Origin of the sequence: Alcanivorax sp., from assembly GCF_002726155.1 — a bacterium.
GTDB lineage: Bacteria > Pseudomonadota > Gammaproteobacteria > Pseudomonadales > Alcanivoracaceae > Alcanivorax.
Window position 1 is genome coordinate 94,839 of record NZ_PBSH01000053.1, and the last position, 21,982, is coordinate 116,820.

Consider the following 21,982-nt stretch of genomic DNA (forward strand, 5'->3'; position numbering starts at 1 on the left):
CGTCATGCTTGTAGCTTTCCCCTCGCCGTACGACAATAGCCGCCCATGAATGAACCCCAATATCACTCCCTGCCGGATGAACTCTCGGTGCTGGTCAGCCAGCACTGGATGCACTTTGTCGAATCCGGGCACCGTATCCCCGATGGCCTGTTGGCCGACTTGCCCCGTGTATGGGCGGGCTCTGACTACGTGGCGGCCCAGTTTCAGCGCGATCCGGGGCTGGGGGAGTGGCTGCTGGCCAGTGACCTTAGCCAGGCGCTGGCGGCGTCGTCCCTGAAAGAGGAAATTCGCACCCTGCTGACGCAATGCGACAGCGAGGACAGCCTCAAACGGGCCCTGCGCCGTCTGCGTCATCGTCATATGGTGCGCATTGTCTGGCGGGATCTGGCCCGGATCGGCGATTACCACAGTGCCGTGGCGGACCTGTCGTTGCTGGCGGATACCCTTATCGACGAGGCGCTGTCGGTGCTGTACGGCTGGGCCTGTGAGCGCAGTGGTACCCCGCTGGACCCGGACGGTAACCCCGTGAGGCTGGTGGTGCTGGCCATGGGCAAGCTGGGCGCCCACGAGCTGAACCTGTCTTCCGATATCGACCTGATTTTTGCCTACGAGCACGAGGGTGAAATAGAAGGCGAGCGCCGCGCGCTAACCCACCATCAATTCTTTGTTCGCCTGGGCCAGCAATTGATCAAGGCGCTGGATCAGACCACTGCCGACGGTTTTGTTTTCCGGGTAGATATGCGTCTGCGTCCTTGGGGAAAGAGCGGTGTTTTGGCGATCGGTTTCGATGCCATGGAAGGGTATTACGAAACCCAGGGCCGCGAATGGGAGCGTTATGCGCTGATCAAGATGCGGCCCATGGCTGGCGATCTGCAGGCCGGTGATCGCCTGATCAAGCGCTTGAATCCCTTCGTTTATCGCCGCTATATCGACTACGGCGCCTTCCAGTCCTTGCGGGAAATGAAGTCCCTGATCGAGCGGGAAGTGAATCGCAAGGGCATGCAGGCCGATGTGAAGCTGGGCGCCGGTGGTATTCGTGAAGTGGAATTTATTGTGCAGGCGTTTCAGCTGATTCGTGGTGGTCAGCTGCCAGCCCTGCGTGAGCCGAATCTGATCAAGGTTTTGCCGCAACTGGTGGAGCTGGAGCTGCTGCCCGACGATGTGGCCGATGAGCTCACCGAGGCCTACCTGTTCCTGCGGGATGTGGAGCACCGCCTGCAGGCGGTGGCGGACAAGCAGACTCAGCGCTTGCCGGATGACGAATTGGGCTGGCAGCGGCTGACGTTTGCCATGGGCTTTTCTGCCCGTGCCGCCTTTGAGCGCAAGCTTCGCCGTTACCGGGAGAGTGTGCGCCATCATTTCAGCCAGGTGATTGCCGACCCGGAACAGGAAACCGATGCGGCCCAGGGGGCCGATCAGGAGCTGCTGGATCTGTGGTTGGGCGAGCTGGATGACGATGCTGCGGTAGCACAGCTCAGTGCCATCGGTGTGCAGGATGCCGATGCCGTTTATGCCAAGCTGGATGTGTTCCGCAATAGTCGGTCGGTAGAAAACATGCAGACCATCAGCCGTGAGCGGCTGGACCGGTTGATGCCGTTGATGCTCGAAGCCCTGGGCTACCAGGGGCATGGTGAAACGACGGCCACGCGTTTGATTGCCTTTGTTGAAGCGGTATTGCGCCGCAGTGCCTACATTGCACTTCTGGTGGAAAACCCCAGCGCGCTGACCCAGTTGGTGAAATTGTCTGGCGCCAGCCCCTGGATTGCCGAGCGACTCACCCGTCACCCGGTGTTGCTCGACGAGCTTCTCGACGTGCGCACCCTTTACTCGCCGCCGGAACGGGCAGAGCTGAATGACGAGCTGCGCCAGCAGTTGTTGCGGGTGGCAGAAGATGACCTGGAACAACAGATGGAGGTGCTGCGTAATTTCAAGCAGGCCCATCTGTTGCGGGTGGCGGCGTCGGAAGTGACCGAAGTGCTGCCATTGATGAAGGTAAGCGATTACCTGACCTGGCTGGCCGAGAGTATTCTCAATCAGGTGGTGATGCTGGCCTGGGAGCCCATGGTCGAGCGCCACGGTCGCCCGTCGCGGGATGATGGCCAGCCCTGTAGCCCGGATTTTGTGGTGGTGGGCTATGGCAAGCTGGGGGGCATCGAGCTGGGACACAATTCCGACCTGGACCTGGTGTTCCTTCACGATGCGGCCAGTGGTGGCATGACCGACGGGGAAAAATCTGTCTCTAACGAGCAGTTTTATGCCCGCCTGGGGCAGCGCATCGTGCATATCATCGGCACGCGCACCATGAGCGGCCAGCTCTACGAAGTGGATACGCGCCTGCGCCCGTCCGGTAGTGCCGGGCTGTTGGTGAGTTCCATGGATGCGTTTGAAAAGTACCAGCGCAACGATGCCTGGACCTGGGAGCATCAGGCGCTGGTGCGTGCCCGGGTGGTGGCCGGTTGCAGCCGGGCGCGTACCCGCTTCAACGATATTCGTCATCAGGTGCTGTGTGATTCGCGCCCGCAGGACAAACTCCGCGAAGACGTGCTGGCCATGCGGACCAAGATGGTGGATCACCTGGCCGACAAAACCCCGGACACTTTTCACCTCAAGCAGGATCCGGGAGGTATCGTTGATATCGAATTTATGGTGCAATACGGGGTTCTGAGATGGGCCTCCTCCCACGGTGAACTGACCCGCTTCACCGATAATGTGCGCTTGCTGGAAACACTGGCCGCATTGGACATTATGTCGGCACAGGATGCCGGCCTGCTGCGGGAAGCCTACCTGGCTTACCGGTCCGCGGCTCATCGCGCCTCGTTGCGCAAAGAGAAATCCATTGTCGACGACACTCAATTCCGCGATTTGCGTGAAGGCGTGCGAGCGATCTGGAAGCATTGGTTCGACCTGTAGGGCGTTCGCTCAAGGGTCCTTAGTTCTGGGAGTATCACTGCCATGTCGATGGCTGTAAGAGACGGTTTTATCTGGTTGGATGGCGAGCTGGTTCCCTGGCAGGAGGCCAAGGTGCACGTGCTGACGCACACCCTGCATTATGGCATGGGCGTTTTTGAGGGCGTGCGCGCCTACGAAACGGCAAACGGCCCGGCTGTTTTTCGCCTGCAGGATCACACCGACCGGTTTTTCAACAGTGCGCATATTCTCAACATGAAGCTGCCCTTTACCAAGGAGCAGATCAACGAGGCGCATCTGTCAGCAATTCGTGAAAATAATTTGCCTCACGCCTACCTGCGCCCGATGGCGTTTTACGGTAGCGAAGGCATGGGCCTGCGTGCCCACAACCTGAAAGTGCATGTGATGGTGGCGGCTTGGGAATGGCCGTCCTACATGTCACCGGAGGCACTGGAGCTGGGCATCAAGGTGCGCACATCCAGCTATACGCGTCACCATGTGAACATCACCATGTGTAAGGCGAAGGCCAACGGTAACTACATGAACTCCATGCTGGCGCTGAACGAAGCGCTGTCTGGCGGTGCCGATGAGGCGTTGCTGCTGGATAACGAAGGGTATGTGGCGGAAGGCTCCGGTGAGAATGTGTTCCTGGTTCGTGACGGTATCATCTACACCCCGGAACTGACCTCTTGCCTGGATGGCATTACCCGCAAAACCATCATTCAGTTGGCCGAAGAGCGCGGTTACCCGGTGCGCGAAAAGCGGATTACCCGCGACGAGTTGTACATCGCCGATGAGGCTTTCTTCACGGGGACTGCCGCTGAAGTGATGCCGATTCGTGAGCTGGACGGCCGCATCATCGGTGCAGGCAAGCGTGGCCCGGTCACCGAGCAATTGCAGGCGGTGTATTTCGATCTGGTGCGCGGCAAGCTGGATGACGACTATGGAGACTGGCTCACTTACGTGAGCTAAACAGGCGGATGCCGGCTACCTTGACCGACTCGCCCTCCGCCATCCTTGTCGTCGGCCCGTCCTGGGTCGGCGACATGGTGATGGCGCAAACGCTGTTTTCCGAACTGCGTCATCAATACCCCGATTGTGCTATCGATGTGCTGGCGCCGACCTGGTGCCGGCCGCTGCTGTCACGCATGCCTGAAGTGCGTGAGGCGCTGGCGTTGCCGTTTGACCATGGCGATTTGCGTCTTGGGGAGCGGCACGCACTGGGGAAATCCTTGCGCGGCCACTATCAGCAAAGTTATGTGCTGCCCAATTCGCTCAAGTCTGCGCTGGTGCCGTTTTCGGCGAAGGTCCCGGTGCGCACCGGCTGGCGCGGCGAAATGCGCTATGGGCTGCTCAACGATGTGCGCAAACTGGACAAGCAACGCTACCCCTTGATGGTGCAGCGCTTTGTGGCGCTGGCGTTGCCGGAAGGCGCACCGGTTCCGGGGCTGGAAGATATTACCGCCCCGCACTTGCAGGTCAGTGACGATTCGCGCAATGGGGCTATGGCGGCGCATAATCTGAACCTGGACCGCCCGGTGCTGGGGCTGTGTCCCGGGGCTGAATTCGGTCCGGCCAAGCGCTGGCCGGAGCATCATTATGCTGCAGTGGCCCAGCACTGGATCGAGCGTGGCGGGCAGGTATGGATCTTTGGTTCCGGAAAAGACCAGCCCGTGGCCGATGTTATCGTCGGGTCGTTGGCGAATGGCGCCGATGAACATGCGGTGGTGCTGGCGGGGAATACGTCCCTGGAGCAGGCTGTGGACCTGCTCTCGGCCACCATGGCGGTGGTCAGTAATGATTCTGGCCTGATGCATATTGCGGCCGCCCTGAAGCGGCCACTGGTGTCCGTCTACGGCTCCACCTCTCCCGGCTTTACGCCTCCCCTGGGCGACCGGGTGGCAGTGGTACGATTGGGATTGGAGTGCAGTCCCTGTTTCGAGCGTGAATGCCCGCTGGGTCACTTGAACTGCTTGCGCCAACTGCCACCGTCGCAGGTTATTGAGGCTCTGGAGCAATTGGTTGGAGATGAGTGATAGAAACGGAATTGAGCGCCAGTTATTTCCACCCCCACTGGCGACAGGCTTTACAAGGATGTGGCCTCACAACCATTGATGATTGGTTGGCTCTGGACAGAACTCTGGTCGACAAACCGAATCGGAGGGGACGCGGGCTGAGCCAGGTTTTTAGTGCTGTGGTCACTGATCCCGACGGTGTTGAGAAAAGGGTGTATATCAAACACCAGCGCAACTACGTGCGGCGCAGTGTGAGGCACCCATTTCGCGGCCAGGCAACACTGTATCAGGAGTACAAGGCCATGATGCGTTGCTGGCAGATGGGTGTGCCCGTGGTAGAGCCGTTGTTTTTTTCTGCGAACAATGTGAGCGGGGACAAGGAAGCCATGCTGGTGAGTCTGGGCCTGGAGAACTTTCAAAGTCTGGACAGTGCGCCTTTTCGCCAGCTGCCTTTGGGGCGTCGGGTTGCATTGATTCGGGATGTGGCGGCGGCAGTTCGGTTGCTGCATGAGCAAGGGCTGGCTCATCAAAATCTGTATCCCAAGCATGTTTTTGTTGCCTGGTCTGAGTTGCGGCAGCGATATGATACCCGGTTTATCGACCTGGAGCGTTGCCGGCCGCACTATCAGCACTGGCGCCCCCGTGTGCGGGATCTCGAAAGTCTGGCGAGGCGAACAAAAGGGTTGTCTGACCGGGACAGGCTGAGATTTCTGCGGGAATACCTTGCTCAACCCCTGGGAGGTGCTGCTGGACGCTCACTTCTGGACCGGTTGGAGCGAAAGTTTAAAGACAAGGTAGGTCGCTAATTCATGCGTGTGCTTCTGATCAAGACCTCCTCCATGGGGGATGTGATCCATACCCTGCCGGCTCTCACCGATGCGCTGGCTGCCATTCCTGATCTGCAGGTGGACTGGGTGGTGGAAGACAGCTTTGCCGACTTGGCCCGCCGTCACCCTGCCGTTCACACTGTCATTCCCTGTGCCCTGCGCCGCTGGCGTAAGCATCCCATCAAGGCGCGCCGCTCCGGGGAGTGGGCGGCTTTCAAGTCCGCCGTTCAGTCAACCTCCTATGATGCGGTGATTGATGCCCAGGGCTTGCTGAAAAGCGCGTTTGTTACGCGCCTCTCCCGTGGTCCCAAATTCGGTCTTGATAAGCACTCTGCGCGGGAGGGGTTGTCGGCCAGAGTACTGGATTATCCGCTCCCTGTGGCTCGCGGTCAGCACGCCATTAAGCGGGTTCGCCAATTGTTTTCCCTGGCTCTGGGTTACGCCCTTCCCGATGCCGCGCCAGACTATGGACTACCCCGTGAGCATGTACCAACGCCCTTGAGCGAGCCGGCAGAACTGGTGTTCTGTCATGGCACTACCTGGCCCACCAAACATTACCCGGAAGCCTTCTGGCGTCAGCTCCTTGAGTTGGCAAGTAGCGACGGCCACCGTGTCCATCTGCCCTGGGGTAATAACGAAGAAAAGGCTCGCGCCGAGCGGCTGGCCGCGGGGCTGGAGCGCGTTTGTGTGTTGCCCAAAATGGGGCTGGATGCGCTGACCGACAAACTGTTGAGTTGGGATGCCTTTATCGCCGTGGATACCGGGCTGGCACATCTGGCCGCCGCTGCCGGCTTGCCGGGTGTGGCTCTGTATGGTCCTACGGACCCGATGCTGACCGGGGTGCTGGGCATGCGTGCTTCGTCATTGGCGGCGGATTTTCCCTGCGCGCCCTGCGTGCAGGAGAAATGCACTTACCGTGGGGAGCTGGGTAAGGGTGTGGAGCCGCCCTGTTTCAGTACCTTGAAGCCGGCTGCGGTCTGGCGGACGTTGCGGAGGCAGAATCCGTGAAGCTGGCGATGGTGCTCTATCACTATTTCCCCTGGGGCGGCTTGCAGCGGGATTTTGCTCGTATTGCCCGTGAAGCGGTAACCCGAGGTCACGAGGTCGAGGCCCTCGTCAGTGAATGGCAGGGGGATTTCATTGAGGGCGTGGACCTTCATGTTCTGCCTGTGTCCGGGCGAAGCAATCATGGACGTATGGCCAGTTTTGCGGGCGCCGTACAGCGGGCGGTCGAAGCCGGGGGCTATGACCGGGTGCTGGGCTTTAACCGCCTTCCCGGGTTGGATGTGTATTTTGCTGCTGACAGTTGCTTTGCTGCTCACGTGGCGGGCAAGTTCCCCCTTGTACGTTGGCTACCCCGCTATGCTGCCTATCTCAAACTGGAAGAGCAGGTAATGGCGGCCACGGGCCCCCATTTGCTTTTTCTCAATGACGATCAGCGGGATCAGTACCTGAATCATTACCCTCTGCCTGCTTCCCGCTATCAGGTGCTGCCGCCCGGCATTGAGCCGGATCGACGCCGCCCGGAGAATTATGAGGAACTCAGAAACCAGGTTCGTCGCGAGCTGGCTGTCGCCGATAACGAGTCGCTTATCCTCTTCCTGGGGTCTGGTTTCAAGGTGAAGGGCCTGGATCGGGTGCTGGCGGCGTTTACGAAATTGCCTGATAGCACGAAGCTAATGATCGTCGGGAACGACGATGCCGAGCCATACCTGAGTGGCGTGGACGAAACCATCCGAAACCGGGTTGTCGTGTTGGGTCCCCGTGACGATGTGCCGGCACTCATGCAAGCCGCAGATTTGTTGTTGCATCCAGCCTACCGGGAATCCGCGGGTATGGTGTTGATAGAAGCCACTGTGGCGGGTCTGCCGGTATTGACGACGGATACCTGCGGTTATGCTCGTTATGTGAAGGAGGCGGGCTCCGGAGAAGTGATCCCGTCGCCGTTTAGCCAGCGTGATCTCAACCAGACGCTACAGGAAATGATAGGCAGTGTGCCGGGGGGATGGCAGGCGGCGGGGCTGGAGTATGGCTCCTCGCCGGCGCTTTATCGTCTGGCGCAGAACGTAGTCGATGCCGTGGAGGTTGGCCGGTGAAACTGTTTTTGCGCGAGGATATTGATGCCCTTTGGGGTGAGGGTGATCCCTTTGCCGAGGCTGCCCGGCAGGACGGTGATATTTTCCGGGCCCGTGAGGGACGGAGAACACTTCGCTTTCATGGTGATGGGCGAAGCTATTTTCTCAAATACCACGGTGGCATCGGTTGGAAAGAAATTTTCAAGAACCTCACCCAGGGTAAATTGCCGGTATTGGGCGCCATGGATGAAGTAAGAGCCATTAATGCGGTTCGTGCCGCTGGACTGGACACCATGACCGTGGCGGCGTTTGGAAGTCGCGGTGTCAACCCGGCTTCGATTGAATCGTTTATCGTTACCGATGATCTTACCAAAACGCTGAGTCTGGAAGATGTGGGGGAGCGCTGGGTGCAAGCCGGTGAGATGCCAACGCAGTTCAAGCGCGCCCTGATTGAGAGGGTTGCGGATATTGCCCGGATCATGCATCAGGCCGGTATTAACCACCGGGATTTCTATCTTGCGCACTTTCTCATGCCCGAGGAGGATGTGCAGCAGCAAGTGGCAACTGGGCGTATGTATCTCATCGACCTTCATCGCTCTCAGGTTCGCAGCAAAGTGCCGCGACGCTGGCAGATAAAGGATCTGGGCGGGCTGTATTTCTCTACTGCCCGCTTCGGCATGACGCGGCGGGATATATTGCGTTTCATTCGGGTTTATTCCGGTTTGCCATTACGTCAGGCTCTGGAGGATGTGTCGCTCTGGGGCGCTGCGCGTCGCGAGGCAGAAAAAATCTATCGCCGATATTTTGAGGTAGAACCCCGGTTGCCTCTGCAATTCAACGAGCACCCGGGGAAAGATATCTGATGGCGGTAGCACCTGAGGTTTCTGTGGAGATGTTGCTGGCGACCCGCACGCCGGGGTTGCCCGCGACCCTGATAGTGGGTGAGTCGGCAATTCGGGTGGAAAAGCTGCTGCGTTTCATGCCTTCAAGGCGAGCCATTTATGCAGGGAAGACTGCAGCGGGGGCGCGGGTCGTCATCAAGATTTTTTCACAGGCCTCTCGATCCATGAGGGAATTCAGCCGTGAAAAGCGTGTTCTGGAGGATCTGCAACAACGAGGGATTCCTGCCCCCAATATTCTGGTCGCTCAAGAGGAAGACCAGGGGGCGATGTTGCTGCTCGAGCATTTGGGTGAGCGCTCTGCTGGCATCGTTCTGAAGGAGGCGGATGAACCCGGGCATCAGGTCTTGCTGCAGTCTCTGGTGGAGCTGACTGCCCGGATGCATAAGGCCGGGGCGCTGCAGCGGGATATCCATCTGAATAATTTTATTCAGCATGGTGATAACTGGTACGTAATTGATGCGGGTGATATCCAGGTGTCAGAAGGCCCGCCCTCTGCTCGCACCGCTTTGGATAATCTTGCCCTGCTTCTGGCCCAGTTTCCGCCTTTGTCTTTGCCCTCTGCTGACAGGGTCGCTCGTTGGTATGGCGGTATTTTCAGTGCCAGAGACATTGCCCGAAAGCTGGCGGGGGTCCGTGACAAGCGCTTGCGCAAACTGGTCAAGAAATCCTTGCGCGACTGTACCGAGTTTGCGGAGCTTCATGTGCCAGGCCTTACGGGTATGTGTCGACGTGGCGACCTGGAAAAAGTGAAGGGCTTGCTGGAGAGGGGATTGGATAACACTTTGCCCGGCAGTGAGAACCTCAAGGATGGAAACAGCGCCACGGTATGGCGTGTCGATATCGGCGCAGAGCCGGTAGTGATCAAGCGCTATAACCTGAAGAGTTTTGCCAAAAGACTGGCCAGACAGTTTCGCAGCCGGGCACGGAATTCCTGGATGAATGCGAGCTATTTGACGCTTGTGCATGTTCATACTCCCCGGGCATTGTGCTTCGTGTCGGAGAAAAGTAAGGGGCTGACGGGCAGAGAATATCTTGTCTGTGAACATGTAAATGGGCGCATGCTGCCTGAGATTTGTGAAGAAGGCGGGCCGTTCCGGGAGAAAGCGCTCAGGCAGATGGCCGACTTTTTCGCAACCATGCTTTTGATGCGTTTCAGTCATGGGGATAGCAAGTACACTAATTTTCTTTTTGTTGATGGTGTCCTGCAGGTTATCGATCTGGATGGCATGGTGCGCTTCCCGGGGGGCGCACTGCCTCACGCTCTGGAGGCACAGCGTAGGCGATTGTTTGAGAGCTGGAAGCCCCGTGAGGCACTGGCAGCAGGGGCAGAGCAGGAATTCGAAAGTTATTATCAGGCCCGACTGAAATCGATTGAGAGCTGGTTATGAAGACCCTGATTGTGTCCACCGATGGCAAGTTGATGGTGACGCGCCCGTTGTGGGAGGCGGCCCGGGAAGTGTTTGACTTCGACCATGTGGAAGTGACACGGGAGCACGGTCTTGAAGCGTATTTCAATGGGGCAGATTTCAGCGGTTACGACAGGGTTATCGCAGACACAAATCTGCGCCGTCTTGGTAAACGCTACCAGTGTCTGAAGCGAGCCCCCGGGCTGGTCGTGTTTGATCACGATGTCTGTCAGAACAATGTGTCTTCCAGTGAATGGTACAAACGCTATCCTTCTGTGCTGCGAGATATCGGTGAGGTCCGGATTATTGTGTCTGGATCGCAACTGGCGAACCAGTTACGAAGCGAAGGCATTGATGCCTGCTATTTGCCCAAGGGTTATGACAACAAGGTCATTACCGATCTCGGTATCCCGCGAACAGAGGTTGCCGCTTTCGTGGGCAGGGTGAAGAACAAGGTATACAAGAAGCGCAAACGGTTCCTTCTGCGCCAAGAGAAACTGGGGCGGGTGGCGTTGTTGCGTGCGGACCCTGGTGAACCCTATAACCGTTTGCTTAACCAGATCCGTTGTTTTGTCAGCGCGGATATCGGTTTCGGCGAGTATATGATCAAGAATTTTGAAGCCATGGCAGCAGGCTGTTTGCTGGTTGCCTGGCGCCAGCCCGAGCAGGAGCAGGCTGCACTGGGTTTTGTCGAAGGTGAAAATGTGGTCCTGTATGACAGCGAGCAAGAGCTGGAGGAGAAGCTTGCCTGGCTGGCGTCAGATTCTCCGGCGGCAGAGCGTATAGCCCGTGCAGGGCAGGCGTTGGTGACAAAGCAGCATCGCTGGGTCGACCGGGCGGCAGCATTTCCAGAGCTGCTTTCGGCAGAGATTCAGCCGGCCCCTCCGATCACCTGGCGTGACCGGTTAAAGATTCTGGGAGCAGGTAAATGAATGCGATCAATCTCCATGTGGTGGGCTGTCCGCGCAGTGGCACGACATTGATGGCGGAAATGCTGGTGGCCTGCTACCCCCATCAGGGGCACTCTGATCATGAAGAAACCATTTTCAAGGTGACGCCCCATGAACAGGGATTGCGCCTTTCCAAGAAACCCAATGACGTGTTGTGGATGGCGCCGCTGCTTGAGCGTGACCCTGCCTTGCATGTGATCGTCATGTTACGCGATCCCCGCTCTGTGATTTGCAGCATGCACAAGGCCTGGCCAGGCATGTACTTTTGCAATTACCCGGTATGGAAGCGGGCGGAGAAAGGTGCGGCAGCGATTGCCGAACACCCTCGTGTATTGTTGCTGCGTTATGAGGATCTGGTCCGTGATCCCATGAAGGTACAGGCGCAAATAGAAGCGCAATTTCCCTTTCTGTCGCGAGCGCACGATTTCAATCGCTTCCATGAAGTTGCCCGCGCAGGTGAGGATGCACAGAACGCGCTCGGCGGCGTACGTGAGGTGGATTTATCCAGGATTGCTGGTTGGAAAGAGCACCTGCCACGTCTCAAGCAGCAGGTGGAGCGTTATCCTCAGCTGCTTGCCGATCTGGTCGAGCATGGTTACGAGGAAGACAACCAGTGGAAGGAATGTCTTGAGGGTATCGAAGCGAACGACTTTCCTTGTCGGTATTCGGATTCCTCGGAATTCTGGAAGCATCTTGAGCAAAAGTTTCGTTTTGTGGGCAAGCGGCGCCGTTATTTCAGGGCAAGGGGGTTATAGCCATGCAGCAGTGGCGGGAGTTTCTGTTTCTGGGGCTGGCTAATCATCTTCCGCGGTTGAAGTTCAGCGACAAGATTCGCTGGCTACTGCTCAAGGCTGCAGGCATGGATATACAGGGCCGTTCCACGGTGTACGGATCCGTGACGCTTCGTCCCATCGGAGGGGCCGGGAAAGTGCATATTGGCAAGGGCTGCTTTATTAATACCGAGGTGCGGTTTGCTTGTCCGAAAGCGTCGATAACACTGGGAGAGCGGTGTCGTATTGGGCCGCGTGTATGTTTCGAGGGTGCGCAACACAGCCTTTATCTGAATGAAAAGGGTCGCCGCGGCACTACCGGTGCGCCCATTACTATCGGCAAGGATGTATGGATCGGTGCTGGCGCGATAATTACTGCGGGTGTCGAAATCGGGGATGGCGCCGTTGTGGCAGCGGGAGCGGTGGTTAATCGTCCGGTTCCGGCCCTGACGTTAGTCGGTGGCGTTCCCGCTCGAGTTATCAAGGCGCTTGACCAGGGAGAGTCACCCTAAAGGCTTTTACGTGGCCAGCGGTATCGCTGGCCCAGCTCTCTCAGATAGAGCTCCAGCCGGCGTAGAAGTTGAGTGTTATCTTTTTTCTTGTGTTTGCGCTTCTTGTTTTTTTGCCGTCCGACTTCCAGGTTGGAATGGCACGATTGAATTTCACAAAGGCCGGCCGCCTGAGGAATCACGGCATACATATCCAGGTCTTTTCTGATCCATCCCCCGGAAACAAAATCATCGGCCGGCAAGTAAAATGTTTCGCTCATATTCAGTAGTTTTTGCGCCCCTTCAGGGGTGACCATGTAGGCTGCCAGGCAGTATGCCCGTCGGTTGGCAAACTTCGCTAATCGGAACGTATCGTCCAATCGTTGTTGCTGCCAGACAGAAGGTACGCATTTGGAGTAATACAGCATGGCCAGTTCCCAGCTTCTGGCGCGCTGGGCGAGCAGTTGGCAGACATTTCGCGAATCCTGGTCCAGTTTTGCATCGCCTTCCAGTATCAAGGAGGGCGAGTTTGCATTGGCTGCAACCTTCCAGGCATTGCGATGGCTGAGAAAGCAGCCGATTTCTCCGCAGGAAAGGTCTCGTCCCAGGATAGAGCGAGATTTTTCATGATCGAAACCGACTTCGTGCCACTGGCTCTGAGGCACCGGCGGTGATGTTTTGACAAGCTGATACTGCATGCCAAGAGACGACAGCATTTCGTCCAGATGCCTTCTGCGCTGGACCTCGGCGGGTTGCGCAATAGCAAGAATATTATAGCGTTGTATTTGCGCAGACATTCAGCGATCCGGATTCTTGTTGGTAGTAAGCAACAACATAAAGAGTGGAAGCCAAGTATACAGCCAGAAGCTGTTCGGCGGCCTTACTGGATAAACGCCCTCAAAACATTGGGTAATCATGCCGAACATCAGTATATAGAGCCAGACGCTATTTGAAGAGGGTTTGATGCCATGTCTAATGACAGCTGCAAGCACCAGTCCAAGGAATAGTGTAATTGCAAGAATTCCTCCTCTTAGGCCTAGGGCGAAATACAGACTGTGCGGTTCAAGCTTGCGCTGCAATATCTCCGAGAAAACCGTAATGCTGCCTGGCAGGCCGGCCCCCCAGGCCCAGTGAAAGCCGGAATTGTGCGAAAGAAAATCCTTCCACAGGCTGGGGCGCCGGCTCAGGAGTTTGTCGGCATCCAGCTCTCCCATCAGCATCATTCCTGCTACGGCGATGGCGCCTACACTGCAGCATACAAGAAAGGTCGTGGCGGCCCGAGGTTTGCCGTATTGGTGGAGTAGCATGAACGGCAGTGTAACGGCGAGCCCCAAGAGAGCGGCCCTGCTATAGGCCAGATAAATGGCAATGAGAAATGTCAGGCAAAGTAGTATGCCTGCTGGGGACGGTTTGCGAGCCATGGAGCTAGCAAGAATAATCAATGCAACTGAAAGCGCGAGCCCTGTCTCGTTGGGATTTTCTCCAAGGTTGCCCATTCCTGGTACGCCTCCGCCCACGACTCCTGATTGCGCCAATTTAATATAGAACAGGGCGAGCGCGATTGCCCCACAGCCGAGAAGCGCAGCAGGCAATTGCCCAATAAGTCGAGGCGATGTGAGGTAGGTGTGCCGTACCGCGATTGACAGGCATACAACGAACAAGACCCCTTTAAGGTTCTTTCGGAGCGTGTCCAGTGTATCTCCGTCTGCCCAGGCAGAGGGGAGGTACAAGGCGACAGTGATAAACAGGATCCACAGCAGGGTCTTGTCATTTTCCAGGAAATACTGCTTGAAGTGAAAGAAGGAGAAATACAGGGCCGGCAAAATCAATCCAATATAAAGGGTTAGATACTGCGCCTTGCTGGATGGTGCGAGGAAAAACCCAAACGCATAGAGCAGGAATCCGATGATTAGCCAGACAGAAAAAAAACGGTCGGTACGGGTTTCAAGTGAACTCATTAATAACGCTTCGGCTGGCCAGCGGGCTGGTGCTTGAACCGCTTGTGCACCCACAGATACTGCTCCGGGCATTTGCGCACGTAGCCTTCAATGGTGCTATTGATGCGAGCGGTGTCCTGTTCATCGTCACCGCAGGGAAAGTCTTCCAGCGCCGGGCCGAATTCGATTTCGTAGCGGCCGCCGGGTAAGCGATAGTGCGCGCAGGGGATGACTGCGGCCTTGCCCATGCGGGCGATGCGGCTGGTGGCGGTGATAGTGGCGGCGGGGATGCCGAAGAAAGGCACATAGACCGCATGGGCGGTGCCATAGTCCTGATCCGGGGCGTACCAGACAACTTTTCCGTTTCTCAGCAGGCGCACAATTTGGCGGATGTCCATGCGATCAACGACCCCTTCCACGTATTTTTGACGGCCTTTGTTAATTAGGCGGTCAATCACCGGGTTGTCGTTGGGGCGGTAGACCGCATTAATATCCAGGGCGTAGCTCAGTAGGCGCGAGCCCACATCCACACTGTTAAAGTGCATGCCCAGCAATAACGCCCCCTGCCCCGCCGCTTGGGCATTCCTGATGTGCTCCATGCCTTTGATGGACAGCCGTTCGGCCAGCTTGATGCGGTGGTTACTGAAGCTGCCGGCCATTTCCAGAATGGCTTCACCGGTGCTGATCATGCAGCGGCGGGCTAATGCTTCCTGTTCTTGCGGGGTTAATTCAGGAAAACAAAGTCGGATGTTGGTTTGCACAACATGGCGGCGGTTTTTTGCCAGATGCCAGGCGAGACGGCCAAGGCCTCGTCCTGCTGCGAGCAGCAGATTCCAGGGCAGTTGCCCGATCAGCCAGAACAGGCCAGCACCAACCCAGCTTGGATAAAGGCGAGGATCGGAGAGCCGTGAGGGGCGGTTGGTACGTTTTCCCATGAGGCTCTCAGCGGCTGTTCGGGCGGATGGCAGGGCGTTCGCTGAGGCGAGCCAGCAACAGCGCCAGCGGCAACCACAGGCTCAGCCAGCTGGCCTGAAATGGCACCATCAAATAAGCACCGGCCGCGTATGTCATGCACAGGCCGGGCACCACAGCAATGGTGTAGGCGGCATTCTCATGCCAGTTGATCTGTCGTTGCAGTAGTGCGGTGAGTGGGCTTGCCCAGCTCGCAATGAACAGCACCAGGCCAATCAGCCCCAGCCCGTGGATCAGTAGCAGGAAGATGTTGCGCGGGTGCGCCAGTGTTCGTAAGTGGCCGCCATCATGGGCCAGCACACCGTTCAGGGTTTCATGGTTCAACCCGTTACCAATAAGAGGGTGGGTAAAGTAGTTGATCACAGTCACGCTGTGGCTGCCTTCTACCATCAGGTAGAGGGCAGCCACCAGCGGGATCAGGCTCAGCAAGCGGCGCGGACCGCGGCTGATCAGCCAGGCAATGCCGAGCATGAGGCTCATCAACCCCAGCGGTAACGACGTCAGACACAAGAAACCAAACCCGACCGCAGCACCGACCAGCCGGCGTCCGCCTTTCCCGGAGGCGCCTTCTTCCATGCCTTGGGCCAGCAGGATGAAGGTTGGTGCCACCATGGCCATCAGCGCCAGGGAGGGATCAAGGGAAGGCATGCGGAAAATCAGGTTGGCAGGCTCGCTGAACAGAGGGCTGCTGAACGGCTGGGTGGTGTAATAGCTGACCATCACCACCGTGGCCACGACCATGGCGCACAGAGCACCGTTGGCCATGGCTTGCTTGAAGGTGTTGCGGAAATAGAGGTGCAGCCAGCGGAACAGGCCCACCATGACCACGATTTGCACCACGCCGCGCACCGTCCGCGAGGAGTTGGGTTCCTCTGCCCAGGCCAGGCTGAGCAGGGCCCAGGCGAGTAGCAGATAGAGCGGAACAAGAAAGGGCGAGGTCATCAGCCGGTGGTCACCACTGACCACCGCGCGGGTAAGCAGGGTCAGCCCGGGCAGAAAGAACAGCACATCGAGCACGTTGAGCAGGCCGATGCGGGAGTTGAACAGGAATACGCCGCTGAACATCACCGCAAATGACAATGTCAGCCACCAGCGTAACCAGCGACCTTGCATGATGTTGGGGGGCAGTGGCGGCATAGAGTGTCCTGTTGCTCCGAAATTGGCCAAGAGTTGCTGAATGATACCCTGACAGCGTGGCGATGCGTAATTGTTGTGCCCGGTCAGCAGGTAGCGGCGTGCCGCGAAGTGTACTGTTAGAACCTGTTTGCCTCCACCGCTATGCTACAATTGCGGGCAATTCGGCTCTGTTGTCTTTTGGAGACATTGATGCAAAACCCGCAAATTCCCTCTTTTGCCCAGGCCCGCGTTCTGGTGGCTGGCGATGTCATGCTTGATCGTTATTGGCACGGCCCCACCGGCCGCATTTCGCCGGAAGCACCGGTGCCGGTGGTGCGCGTTACCGAGCTGGAAGACCGCCCCGGTGGTGCCGCCAACGTGGCATTGAACATGGCCGCCCTGGGCGCCCGTGCAGAGCTGGTCGGGGTGACGGGCAATGATGAAGCCGCCTCGATTCTGGAAGAGCGGCTGGCGGCGGCGGAAGTGGGCTGCCATTTCCAGAAAGTGGATGGGCTGCCCACGATTACCAAATTGCGGGTGATCAGTCGTCAGCAACAATTGCTGCGGCTGGATTTTGAAGAAGCCTTCCACAATCAGGACCCGGGGCCGTTTGCCGAGCAGGTAAAGCAGCAGTTATCTCACTGTGGGGCGCTGGTGTTGTCGGATTATGCCAAAGGCGCCCTGCGTGATTGTCCCGGCCTGATTGCGCTGGCCCGTGAAGCGGGTGTGCCGGTGCTGGTGGATCCCAAGGGTACCGATTTTGAGCCCTATCGCGGGGCGACCCTGCTGACGCCGAACCTGAGTGAGTTTGAAGCTGTGGTAGGGGCAGTAAAGGATGAGCAGGACCTGATTGCCAAGGGCCAGCAGCTGATCCGTGATCTGGATCTGCAAGCCATGTTGGTCACGCGCAGCGAGAAAGGCATGACCCTGCTCCGCGATGGCCAACCAGAACTGCACCTGCCGGCCCGGGCCCGGGAAGTGTTTGATGTGACCGGCGCCGGGGATACCGTTATTTCCGTGCTGGCGGTGTCGTTGGCGGCGGGTGCTGCCATGGAAGATGCCGTCGCGCTGGCCAATATCGCCGCCGGTATCGTGGTCGGCAAACTGGGTACTGCCGTGGTGTCTGCGCCAGAGCTGCGCCGGGCGGTGCACCAGGAAGGTGGGCTGGGCCGTGGAGTGATGACCGAAGCACAGCTGTTGATCGCCATCGAGGATGCCCGCGCCCAGGGGGAGAAAATTGTCTTCACCAATGGCTGCTTCGACATCATTCATGCTGGCCATGTGGGCTATCTGGATACGGCTCGTCGGCAGGGGGATCGCTTGGTGCTGGCCGTCAACGGTGATGAATCGATTCGCCGCTTGAAAGGGCCGGGCCGGCCGATTAATCCGCTTGAGCGCCGCATGGCCGTGCTGGCCGCGCTGGAAGCGGTGGACTGGGTGGTGTCGTTCGATACGGATACACCGGAGCCGCTGCTGGAATCCATCAAGCCGGATGTGCTGGTGAAAGGCGGTGACTACAGCGTGGATCAGGTCGTGGGTCACGAGTTTGTGAAAGGCTATGGCGGCGAGGGGAAGGTGCTCGATTTTATCGATGACATTTCTACCACCAAGATCGTTGAACGCATTCGTCAGGACTGACCTTTTCTACGAAGCGTCTGTGGGGGCGTCGCTTGAGGCGCGAACAACCCAGTTTCGAGTCACGAGAAGCGAGTTTCGAAAACCAACACATCCAAACCGGAAGGGTTTGGGGTTTGCCTTTCGCAACTCGAAACTCGTTACTCGCTGACGCTCGTTTCGCGCCTCAAGTGGCGCTTCTACGATTGACCCTTCAGGCCATTGCGATGACGAGCTGGCGTAGTCCCTGTCCACCTCTCAAAAGCCCGAACGAAGGCGGCGGACTCGCTGTAGCCGAGCAATTCGGCAATCTCCGCCACGCTGCGCTCTGAATCCCCCAGGTAGCGCCGGGCCTTGTCTTCCCTGACCTGATCCATGATGCCTTGAAAAGGGCGGTTCTCCTTGCTGAGCTGGCGCCGGAAAGTGCGCTCGGGTATGCCGAATGCCTGAGAGACTTGCTCGGCGGTAGGGAAGGTCCGTACAAACAGGTTCAGATACGCCATGACGCGCCCGCCCAGGTCAGCGGTGGGCGCTTCGCGCCGGGCCAGCATGGCGTCGCACTGCTGGCGATACATGTCCTGAGCCATTTTGTTGTAGCCAGGCATGCGTATACCCATGTCCTGGTTGCGAATCACCGCCTTGCAATGGGGCTGATCGTAACGAATCGGACAGCCGAAATAGTCCTCGAAAGTCTTGGCATGGGCGGGGCGTGGGTAGGGCATCCACACCTCCATCGGTTTCAGGTCCAGATTGAGCTGGGTCTGAATGTCATTAATCAGTTTGAAGGTGCCCACCATGTCCCGGTCGATCAGAATGCGGCTCACTTCAGGCGGTAAGGGAATCGGGTACAGCTCCAGAGCGGTCGTCTGCTCGCCGGGCACCAGTGCAATTTCGCCGTACAGATAGGTCAGGGCCTGGTATTTCACGCCGAACTGAAAACCCTGGAAGGCCGTTTCGCTGGTCATCAACAGCATGGCCAGCTGGCCGTAGCCGGCAAAGCCAAACCGGCTGCCCATCTCGAAGCCCAGCATGGGGTCGTTTACCCGTGGCAGCAGCTCGGTGAAGATCAGCAATTCCCGATCCCGGCCGATCTCGCTGTTGGGGTCCAGCTTGTCCCGGTCCAGCCCGTGGCGGGCCAACACTGGCCCACAGTCGATTCCCTTCTCGGTCTCGAGCAGGTCGATGGTGTAGATCAGTGCAAGTATCGAGCGTTCAGACATGGCCGGAATTATCAATTTTTAGTCAGGTTAACACGTATTCACAGGGCGCTGGCAAGGCTAGAGTGCATGCATTGATAGATGCATCGGCATCCCAAGGAGAATACCTATGACAAGTCAGGCCCGTATCAATGTGAAAACCCGCCGCGTCAAAGTCGCCATCGTCGGTGGTGGCTTCGGTGGTATCTGCATGGCCATCAAGCTGCGCGAAGCCGGAATCGATGATTTTGTGCTGCTGGAAAAAGGCAGTGGTATGGGCGGCACCTGGTATCACAACAGCTACCCCGGGGCGGCTTGTGATGTGCAGTCGCACATGTACTCCTTCTCTTTCGAGGGGAATCCGGACTGGAGCCACCGCTACAGTGGCCAGCAGGAAATTCACAATTACATTCAGGGCGTCACCGACAAGCACGGCCTGCGTCAGTACACCCGTTTCAATAGCGAAGTGACCGGTGCGCATTTTGATGACAGGGCGGCCCTGTGGACGCTGGACCTTGCCGATGGCTCTCAGGTGATTTGTCAGCACTGGGTGCTGGCCAGTGGCCCTTTGCACGTGCCTTCCTTCCCCAATTTCAAGGGAATGGAAAACTTCAAAGGCAAGATCATCCACTCCGCCCAGTGGGATCACGATTACGACATGGCCGGCAAGAGAGTGGTGTCCATCGGTACCGGCGCCAGCGCCATTCAGTATGTGCCCCACGTGGCCAAAGAAGCGGGCCAGCTGACCGTGGTACAGCGCACGCCGCCATGGATCATTCCCCGCGATGAGCGCGCTTATTCCGGCCTGAGCAAGTGGGTATTCCGTCGCTTCCCGGCGCTGCGCAAGCTGCATCGCCTGCGCCTGTACCTGAGCAACGAAGCGCGGGTGCTGCCGATTTTCAATCCGCGCCTGGCCAAGCTGGCCGAGCCGGCCCTGAAAGCGTTTATTCATTACCAGGTGAAAGACAAGGCCACTGCCCGCAAGTTGGTGCCAAGCTACATACTGGGCTGTAAACGTATCCTGATCTCCAACAACTATTACCCCACCTTCAACCGCGACAATGTGTCGCTAGTTACCGAAGGCGTGAAAGAAATCCGTGAAAACAGCATCGTGTTCAGCGATGGCAGCGAGCAGCAGGCAGACTGCCTGGTACTGGGTACCGGTTTTATCGTGGATCCGCGTATTTACATGAAGGATTTCGACATTACCGGGTTACCGGGGCACCGATTGCAGGACGATTGGAAAGCAGGATCGGAAGCCTATCTGGGCACCACCGTCAGCGGTTACCCAAATATGTTCCAGCTGGTTGGGCCAAACACTGGCTTGGGGCATAACTCCATCATTTTCATGATTGAAAGTCAGGTGCGCTACATCATGGATGCCATTACCAAACTGGATAAGCGCGGTGATGCCTGGCTGGATGTGAAGCAGGACGTGCAGGACAAATACAACGACAAGTTGCAGGATGAACTGAAAGGCACGGTATGGCAGAACGGCGGCTGCATGAGCTGGTACCAGCAGGCCGACGGTCGTAACACGGCCCTGTGGCCCCATGCCACTTTCCAGTTTATGGCACGGACCTGGACGGTAAGCATGAAGGATTATCACTGGCAGCCGGCGGCAAAGGTCGTGTCAGTGAAAGAGGCGGCTGTTGGCTGACAAAGAACGCCTCGGGTTGCGAGCAGCGAGTTTCGAAAGGCAAAACCAGAAGATCATGAGGTCAGGTTTCCGCTGCTCGGAACGCGTTGCTCGCTTCTGAATTACTGTGGTTCGCATTCCGCCGGTGTGGCCTTCTGATACAGCGGCAGCGCCACCTGCATCTTCTCTTCCAGGGCGCCGATCCGGCTGCCGGGATTGGGGTGGGTGGACAGAAACTCCAGGGGCTGCTCGCCCCCCGCTGCAGCCATGTTTCTCCACAGCTGCACGCTTTCACGCGGATCAAAGCCGGCGCTGGCCATCAGTTCCAGCCCCATCAAATCCGCCTCTTCCTCGTGGGCCCGGCTGAACGGCAGGGCAATCCCCAGATGTGCGCCCATGCCAAGTGCCTGGATAATACGTTCAGAATCCGCATCCCCTTCGCTGAACAGGCCAACCAGAAACAGCACCGTGCGGATACCCAGCTGTTGGGTGAGCCGTTCGTTGCCGTGGCGTGCCAGCACGTGCCCCACCTCATGGCCGATTACTGCTGCCAGCTGGTCGTCGCTGGTGGCCACGGCCAGCAGGCCCTCGTTGACGCCGATCTTGCCGCCGGGTAAAGCGAAGGCGTTGGGGCTTGGGTCGGCAAAGACCACAATTTCCCAGCTTTGCGGTATCGGGTCGCCGGGAAACCGGTTGCCCACATGGGTGAGTAGCTGTCGGGCGACGCACTGCACTTCCTGGTTGGCGGCCTCGTCGTCACTCACCGGAATGTGTTGCTGCATTTGCAGGAACGTCTGTCGGCCAAAATCCGCCATCATGGTGTCCGGCATCAGGGCCAGCTGATCCCGCCCGGTGGGGGTCTGGTCGCAACCGACTAACAGCATCAGCGAAAGGGAAAAGACAAGAAAACGGGACACGTGACGGGGCCTGTCTGGAGTGCGAGAGATGTGTGCACGTTAGCGCAGAAGGTCGGGCGAGGGTAGAGGCCAGAATGCGGGTTCGGTGGGGTGGGGGAATTGTTTCAACTGGCATAAAAAAAGCCCCGCTCGTGTGAGCGGGGCTTTCTTGTATGGTGCCCGGAGGCGGAATCGAACCACCGACACGGGGATTTTCAATCCCCTGCTCTACCGACTGAGCTATCCGGGCAATCAGGGCGCGTATTAAAGCG

General features: G+C 57.9%; 19 protein-coding genes and 1 tRNA gene. 13 read left to right on the forward strand and 7 right to left on the reverse strand.

Features of this window, described 5'->3' with window-relative positions:
• The first annotated feature begins 45 nt into the window (after positions 1-45).
• Genes glnE through CL546_RS16475 form a run of 11 tightly spaced genes read left to right on the forward strand, consistent with a single transcriptional unit; the run spans position 46 to position 12,364 of the window.
• On the forward strand, positions 46-2,910 hold the full coding sequence (gene glnE / locus CL546_RS16425) for a bifunctional [glutamate--ammonia ligase]-adenylyl-L-tyrosine phosphorylase/[glutamate--ammonia-ligase] adenylyltransferase (protein WP_290496840.1): 2,865 nt from the start codon (positions 46-48) through the stop codon (positions 2,908-2,910).
• A 42-nt stretch (positions 2,911-2,952) separates the two neighbouring features.
• Positions 2,953-3,879, forward strand: coding sequence for a branched-chain amino acid transaminase (locus CL546_RS16430; RefSeq protein WP_290496842.1), 927 nt, complete (start codon positions 2,953-2,955; stop codon positions 3,877-3,879).
• Positions 3,880-3,887: 8 nt separating this feature from the next.
• Positions 3,888-4,943 (forward strand): lipopolysaccharide heptosyltransferase II, encoded by a 1,056-nt coding sequence (waaF, locus tag CL546_RS16435; RefSeq protein WP_290496843.1) that lies wholly within the window; start codon positions 3,888-3,890, stop codon positions 4,941-4,943.
• The gene (locus tag CL546_RS16440; RefSeq protein ID WP_290496844.1) at positions 4,940-5,728 is read left to right on the forward strand and encodes a lipopolysaccharide kinase InaA family protein; all 789 of its coding nucleotides are present in this window, start codon (positions 4,940-4,942) and stop codon (positions 5,726-5,728) included. The genes waaF and CL546_RS16440 overlap by 4 nt, the downstream gene beginning before the upstream one ends.
• 3 nt (positions 5,729-5,731) lie before the next feature.
• A complete protein-coding gene (gene waaC / locus CL546_RS16445) occupies positions 5,732-6,757 on the forward strand; it encodes a lipopolysaccharide heptosyltransferase I (protein WP_290496846.1) in 1,026 nt (341 codons plus the stop codon).
• On the forward strand, positions 6,754-7,845 hold the full coding sequence (locus CL546_RS16450) for a glycosyltransferase family 4 protein (protein ID WP_290496848.1): 1,092 nt from the start codon (positions 6,754-6,756) through the stop codon (positions 7,843-7,845). Before waaC ends, CL546_RS16450 begins: the two co-directional genes overlap by 4 nt.
• Positions 7,842-8,687, forward strand: coding sequence for a lipopolysaccharide core heptose(I) kinase RfaP (gene rfaP, locus CL546_RS16455; protein WP_290496850.1), 846 nt, complete (start codon positions 7,842-7,844; stop codon positions 8,685-8,687). Before CL546_RS16450 ends, rfaP begins: the two co-directional genes overlap by 4 nt.
• A complete protein-coding gene (locus CL546_RS16460; protein WP_290496851.1) occupies positions 8,687-10,114 on the forward strand; it encodes a phosphotransferase in 1,428 nt (475 codons plus the stop codon). The genes rfaP and CL546_RS16460 overlap by 1 nt, the downstream gene beginning before the upstream one ends.
• A complete protein-coding gene (locus CL546_RS16465) occupies positions 10,111-11,064 on the forward strand; it encodes a glycosyltransferase (protein WP_290496852.1) in 954 nt (317 codons plus the stop codon). The genes CL546_RS16460 and CL546_RS16465 overlap by 4 nt, the downstream gene beginning before the upstream one ends.
• Positions 11,061-11,837, forward strand: coding sequence for a sulfotransferase family protein (locus CL546_RS16470; protein WP_290496853.1), 777 nt, complete (start codon positions 11,061-11,063; stop codon positions 11,835-11,837). Before CL546_RS16465 ends, CL546_RS16470 begins: the two co-directional genes overlap by 4 nt.
• A 2-nt stretch (positions 11,838-11,839) precedes the next feature.
• Positions 11,840-12,364: an acyltransferase gene (locus CL546_RS16475; protein ID WP_290496854.1), complete on the forward strand. Its 525-nt coding sequence runs from the start codon at positions 11,840-11,842 to the stop codon at positions 12,362-12,364.
• Here the strand turns inward: CL546_RS16475 and CL546_RS16480 are convergent.
• Genes CL546_RS16480 through CL546_RS16495 form a run of 4 tightly spaced genes read right to left on the reverse strand, consistent with a single transcriptional unit; the run spans position 12,361 to position 16,386 of the window.
• Positions 12,361-13,137 (reverse strand): glycosyltransferase family 25 protein, encoded by a 777-nt coding sequence (locus tag CL546_RS16480; RefSeq protein ID WP_290496855.1) that lies wholly within the window; start codon positions 13,135-13,137, stop codon positions 12,361-12,363. The genes CL546_RS16475 and CL546_RS16480 overlap by 4 nt on opposite strands.
• On the reverse strand, positions 13,138-14,352 hold the full coding sequence (locus CL546_RS16485) for an O-antigen ligase family protein (protein ID WP_290496857.1): 1,215 nt from the start codon (positions 14,350-14,352) through the stop codon (positions 13,138-13,140). It lies immediately after the preceding gene.
• Complete coding sequence (gene lpxL, locus CL546_RS16490; RefSeq protein WP_290496858.1) at positions 14,298-15,212, reverse strand: LpxL/LpxP family Kdo(2)-lipid IV(A) lauroyl/palmitoleoyl acyltransferase; 915 nt, start codon at positions 15,210-15,212, stop codon at positions 14,298-14,300. The genes CL546_RS16485 and lpxL overlap by 55 nt, the downstream gene beginning before the upstream one ends.
• A 7-nt stretch (positions 15,213-15,219) precedes the next feature.
• Complete coding sequence (locus tag CL546_RS16495; RefSeq protein WP_290496860.1) at positions 15,220-16,386, reverse strand: hypothetical protein; 1,167 nt, start codon at positions 16,384-16,386, stop codon at positions 15,220-15,222.
• Positions 16,387-16,575: 189 nt separating this feature from the next.
• Between CL546_RS16495 and hldE the strand changes: the two genes are divergently transcribed.
• Positions 16,576-18,003 carry a bifunctional D-glycero-beta-D-manno-heptose-7-phosphate kinase/D-glycero-beta-D-manno-heptose 1-phosphate adenylyltransferase HldE gene (gene hldE, locus CL546_RS16500; RefSeq protein ID WP_290496861.1) on the forward strand — a complete coding sequence of 476 codons (1,428 nt, stop codon included), beginning with the start codon at positions 16,576-16,578 and terminating at the stop codon, positions 18,001-18,003.
• 176 nt (positions 18,004-18,179) lie between these two features.
• Here hldE and CL546_RS16505 read toward each other — a convergent pair whose 3' ends face one another.
• Complete coding sequence (locus tag CL546_RS16505; protein ID WP_290496862.1) at positions 18,180-19,199, reverse strand: AraC family transcriptional regulator; 1,020 nt, start codon at positions 19,197-19,199, stop codon at positions 18,180-18,182.
• Positions 19,200-19,305: 106 nt separating this feature from the next.
• Between CL546_RS16505 and CL546_RS16510 the strand changes: the two genes are divergently transcribed.
• Positions 19,306-20,835: a flavin-containing monooxygenase gene (locus CL546_RS16510; protein WP_290496864.1), complete on the forward strand. Its 1,530-nt coding sequence runs from the start codon at positions 19,306-19,308 to the stop codon at positions 20,833-20,835.
• Between the two features lie 101 nt (positions 20,836-20,936).
• Here the strand turns inward: CL546_RS16510 and CL546_RS16515 are convergent, their stop codons facing one another.
• Together CL546_RS16515 and CL546_RS16520 are read right to left on the reverse strand one after the other, a co-directional pair.
• The gene (locus tag CL546_RS16515) at positions 20,937-21,731 is read right to left on the reverse strand and encodes a M48 family metallopeptidase (RefSeq protein WP_290496866.1); all 795 of its coding nucleotides are present in this window, start codon (positions 21,729-21,731) and stop codon (positions 20,937-20,939) included.
• A 153-nt stretch (positions 21,732-21,884) separates the two neighbouring features.
• Positions 21,885-21,960: transfer RNA gene (locus CL546_RS16520), tRNA-Phe, on the reverse strand.
• Positions 21,961-21,982: the final 22 nt, after the last annotated feature.

Excerpts from the sequence above, each read along its gene's own strand:
- CL546_RS16460 (WP_290496851.1), top strand. The coding sequence starts at position 8,687 with ATGGCGGTAGCACCTGAGGTTTCTGTGGAGATGTTGCTGGCGACCCGC.
- lpxL (WP_290496858.1), bottom strand. The coding sequence starts at position 15,212 with ATGGGAAAACGTACCAACCGCCCCTCACGGCTCTCCGATCCTCGCCTT.
- waaF (WP_290496843.1), top strand. The coding sequence starts at position 3,888 with ATGCCGGCTACCTTGACCGACTCGCCCTCCGCCATCCTTGTCGTCGGC.
- CL546_RS16480 (WP_290496855.1), bottom strand. The coding sequence starts at position 13,137 with ATGTCTGCGCAAATACAACGCTATAATATTCTTGCTATTGCGCAACCC.
- CL546_RS16465 (WP_290496852.1), top strand. The coding sequence starts at position 10,111 with ATGAAGACCCTGATTGTGTCCACCGATGGCAAGTTGATGGTGACGCGC.
- CL546_RS16495 (WP_290496860.1), bottom strand. The coding sequence starts at position 16,386 with ATGCCGCCACTGCCCCCCAACATCATGCAAGGTCGCTGGTTACGCTGG.
- CL546_RS16470 (WP_290496853.1), top strand. The coding sequence starts at position 11,061 with ATGAATGCGATCAATCTCCATGTGGTGGGCTGTCCGCGCAGTGGCACG.
- waaC (WP_290496846.1), top strand. The coding sequence starts at position 5,732 with ATGCGTGTGCTTCTGATCAAGACCTCCTCCATGGGGGATGTGATCCAT.
- hldE (WP_290496861.1), top strand. The coding sequence starts at position 16,576 with ATGCAAAACCCGCAAATTCCCTCTTTTGCCCAGGCCCGCGTTCTGGTG.
- CL546_RS16475 (WP_290496854.1), top strand. The coding sequence starts at position 11,840 with ATGCAGCAGTGGCGGGAGTTTCTGTTTCTGGGGCTGGCTAATCATCTT.
- glnE (WP_290496840.1), top strand. The coding sequence starts at position 46 with ATGAATGAACCCCAATATCACTCCCTGCCGGATGAACTCTCGGTGCTG.
- CL546_RS16510 (WP_290496864.1), top strand. The coding sequence starts at position 19,306 with ATGACAAGTCAGGCCCGTATCAATGTGAAAACCCGCCGCGTCAAAGTC.
- CL546_RS16505 (WP_290496862.1), bottom strand. The coding sequence starts at position 19,199 with ATGTCTGAACGCTCGATACTTGCACTGATCTACACCATCGACCTGCTC.
- CL546_RS16430 (WP_290496842.1), top strand. The coding sequence starts at position 2,953 with ATGTCGATGGCTGTAAGAGACGGTTTTATCTGGTTGGATGGCGAGCTG.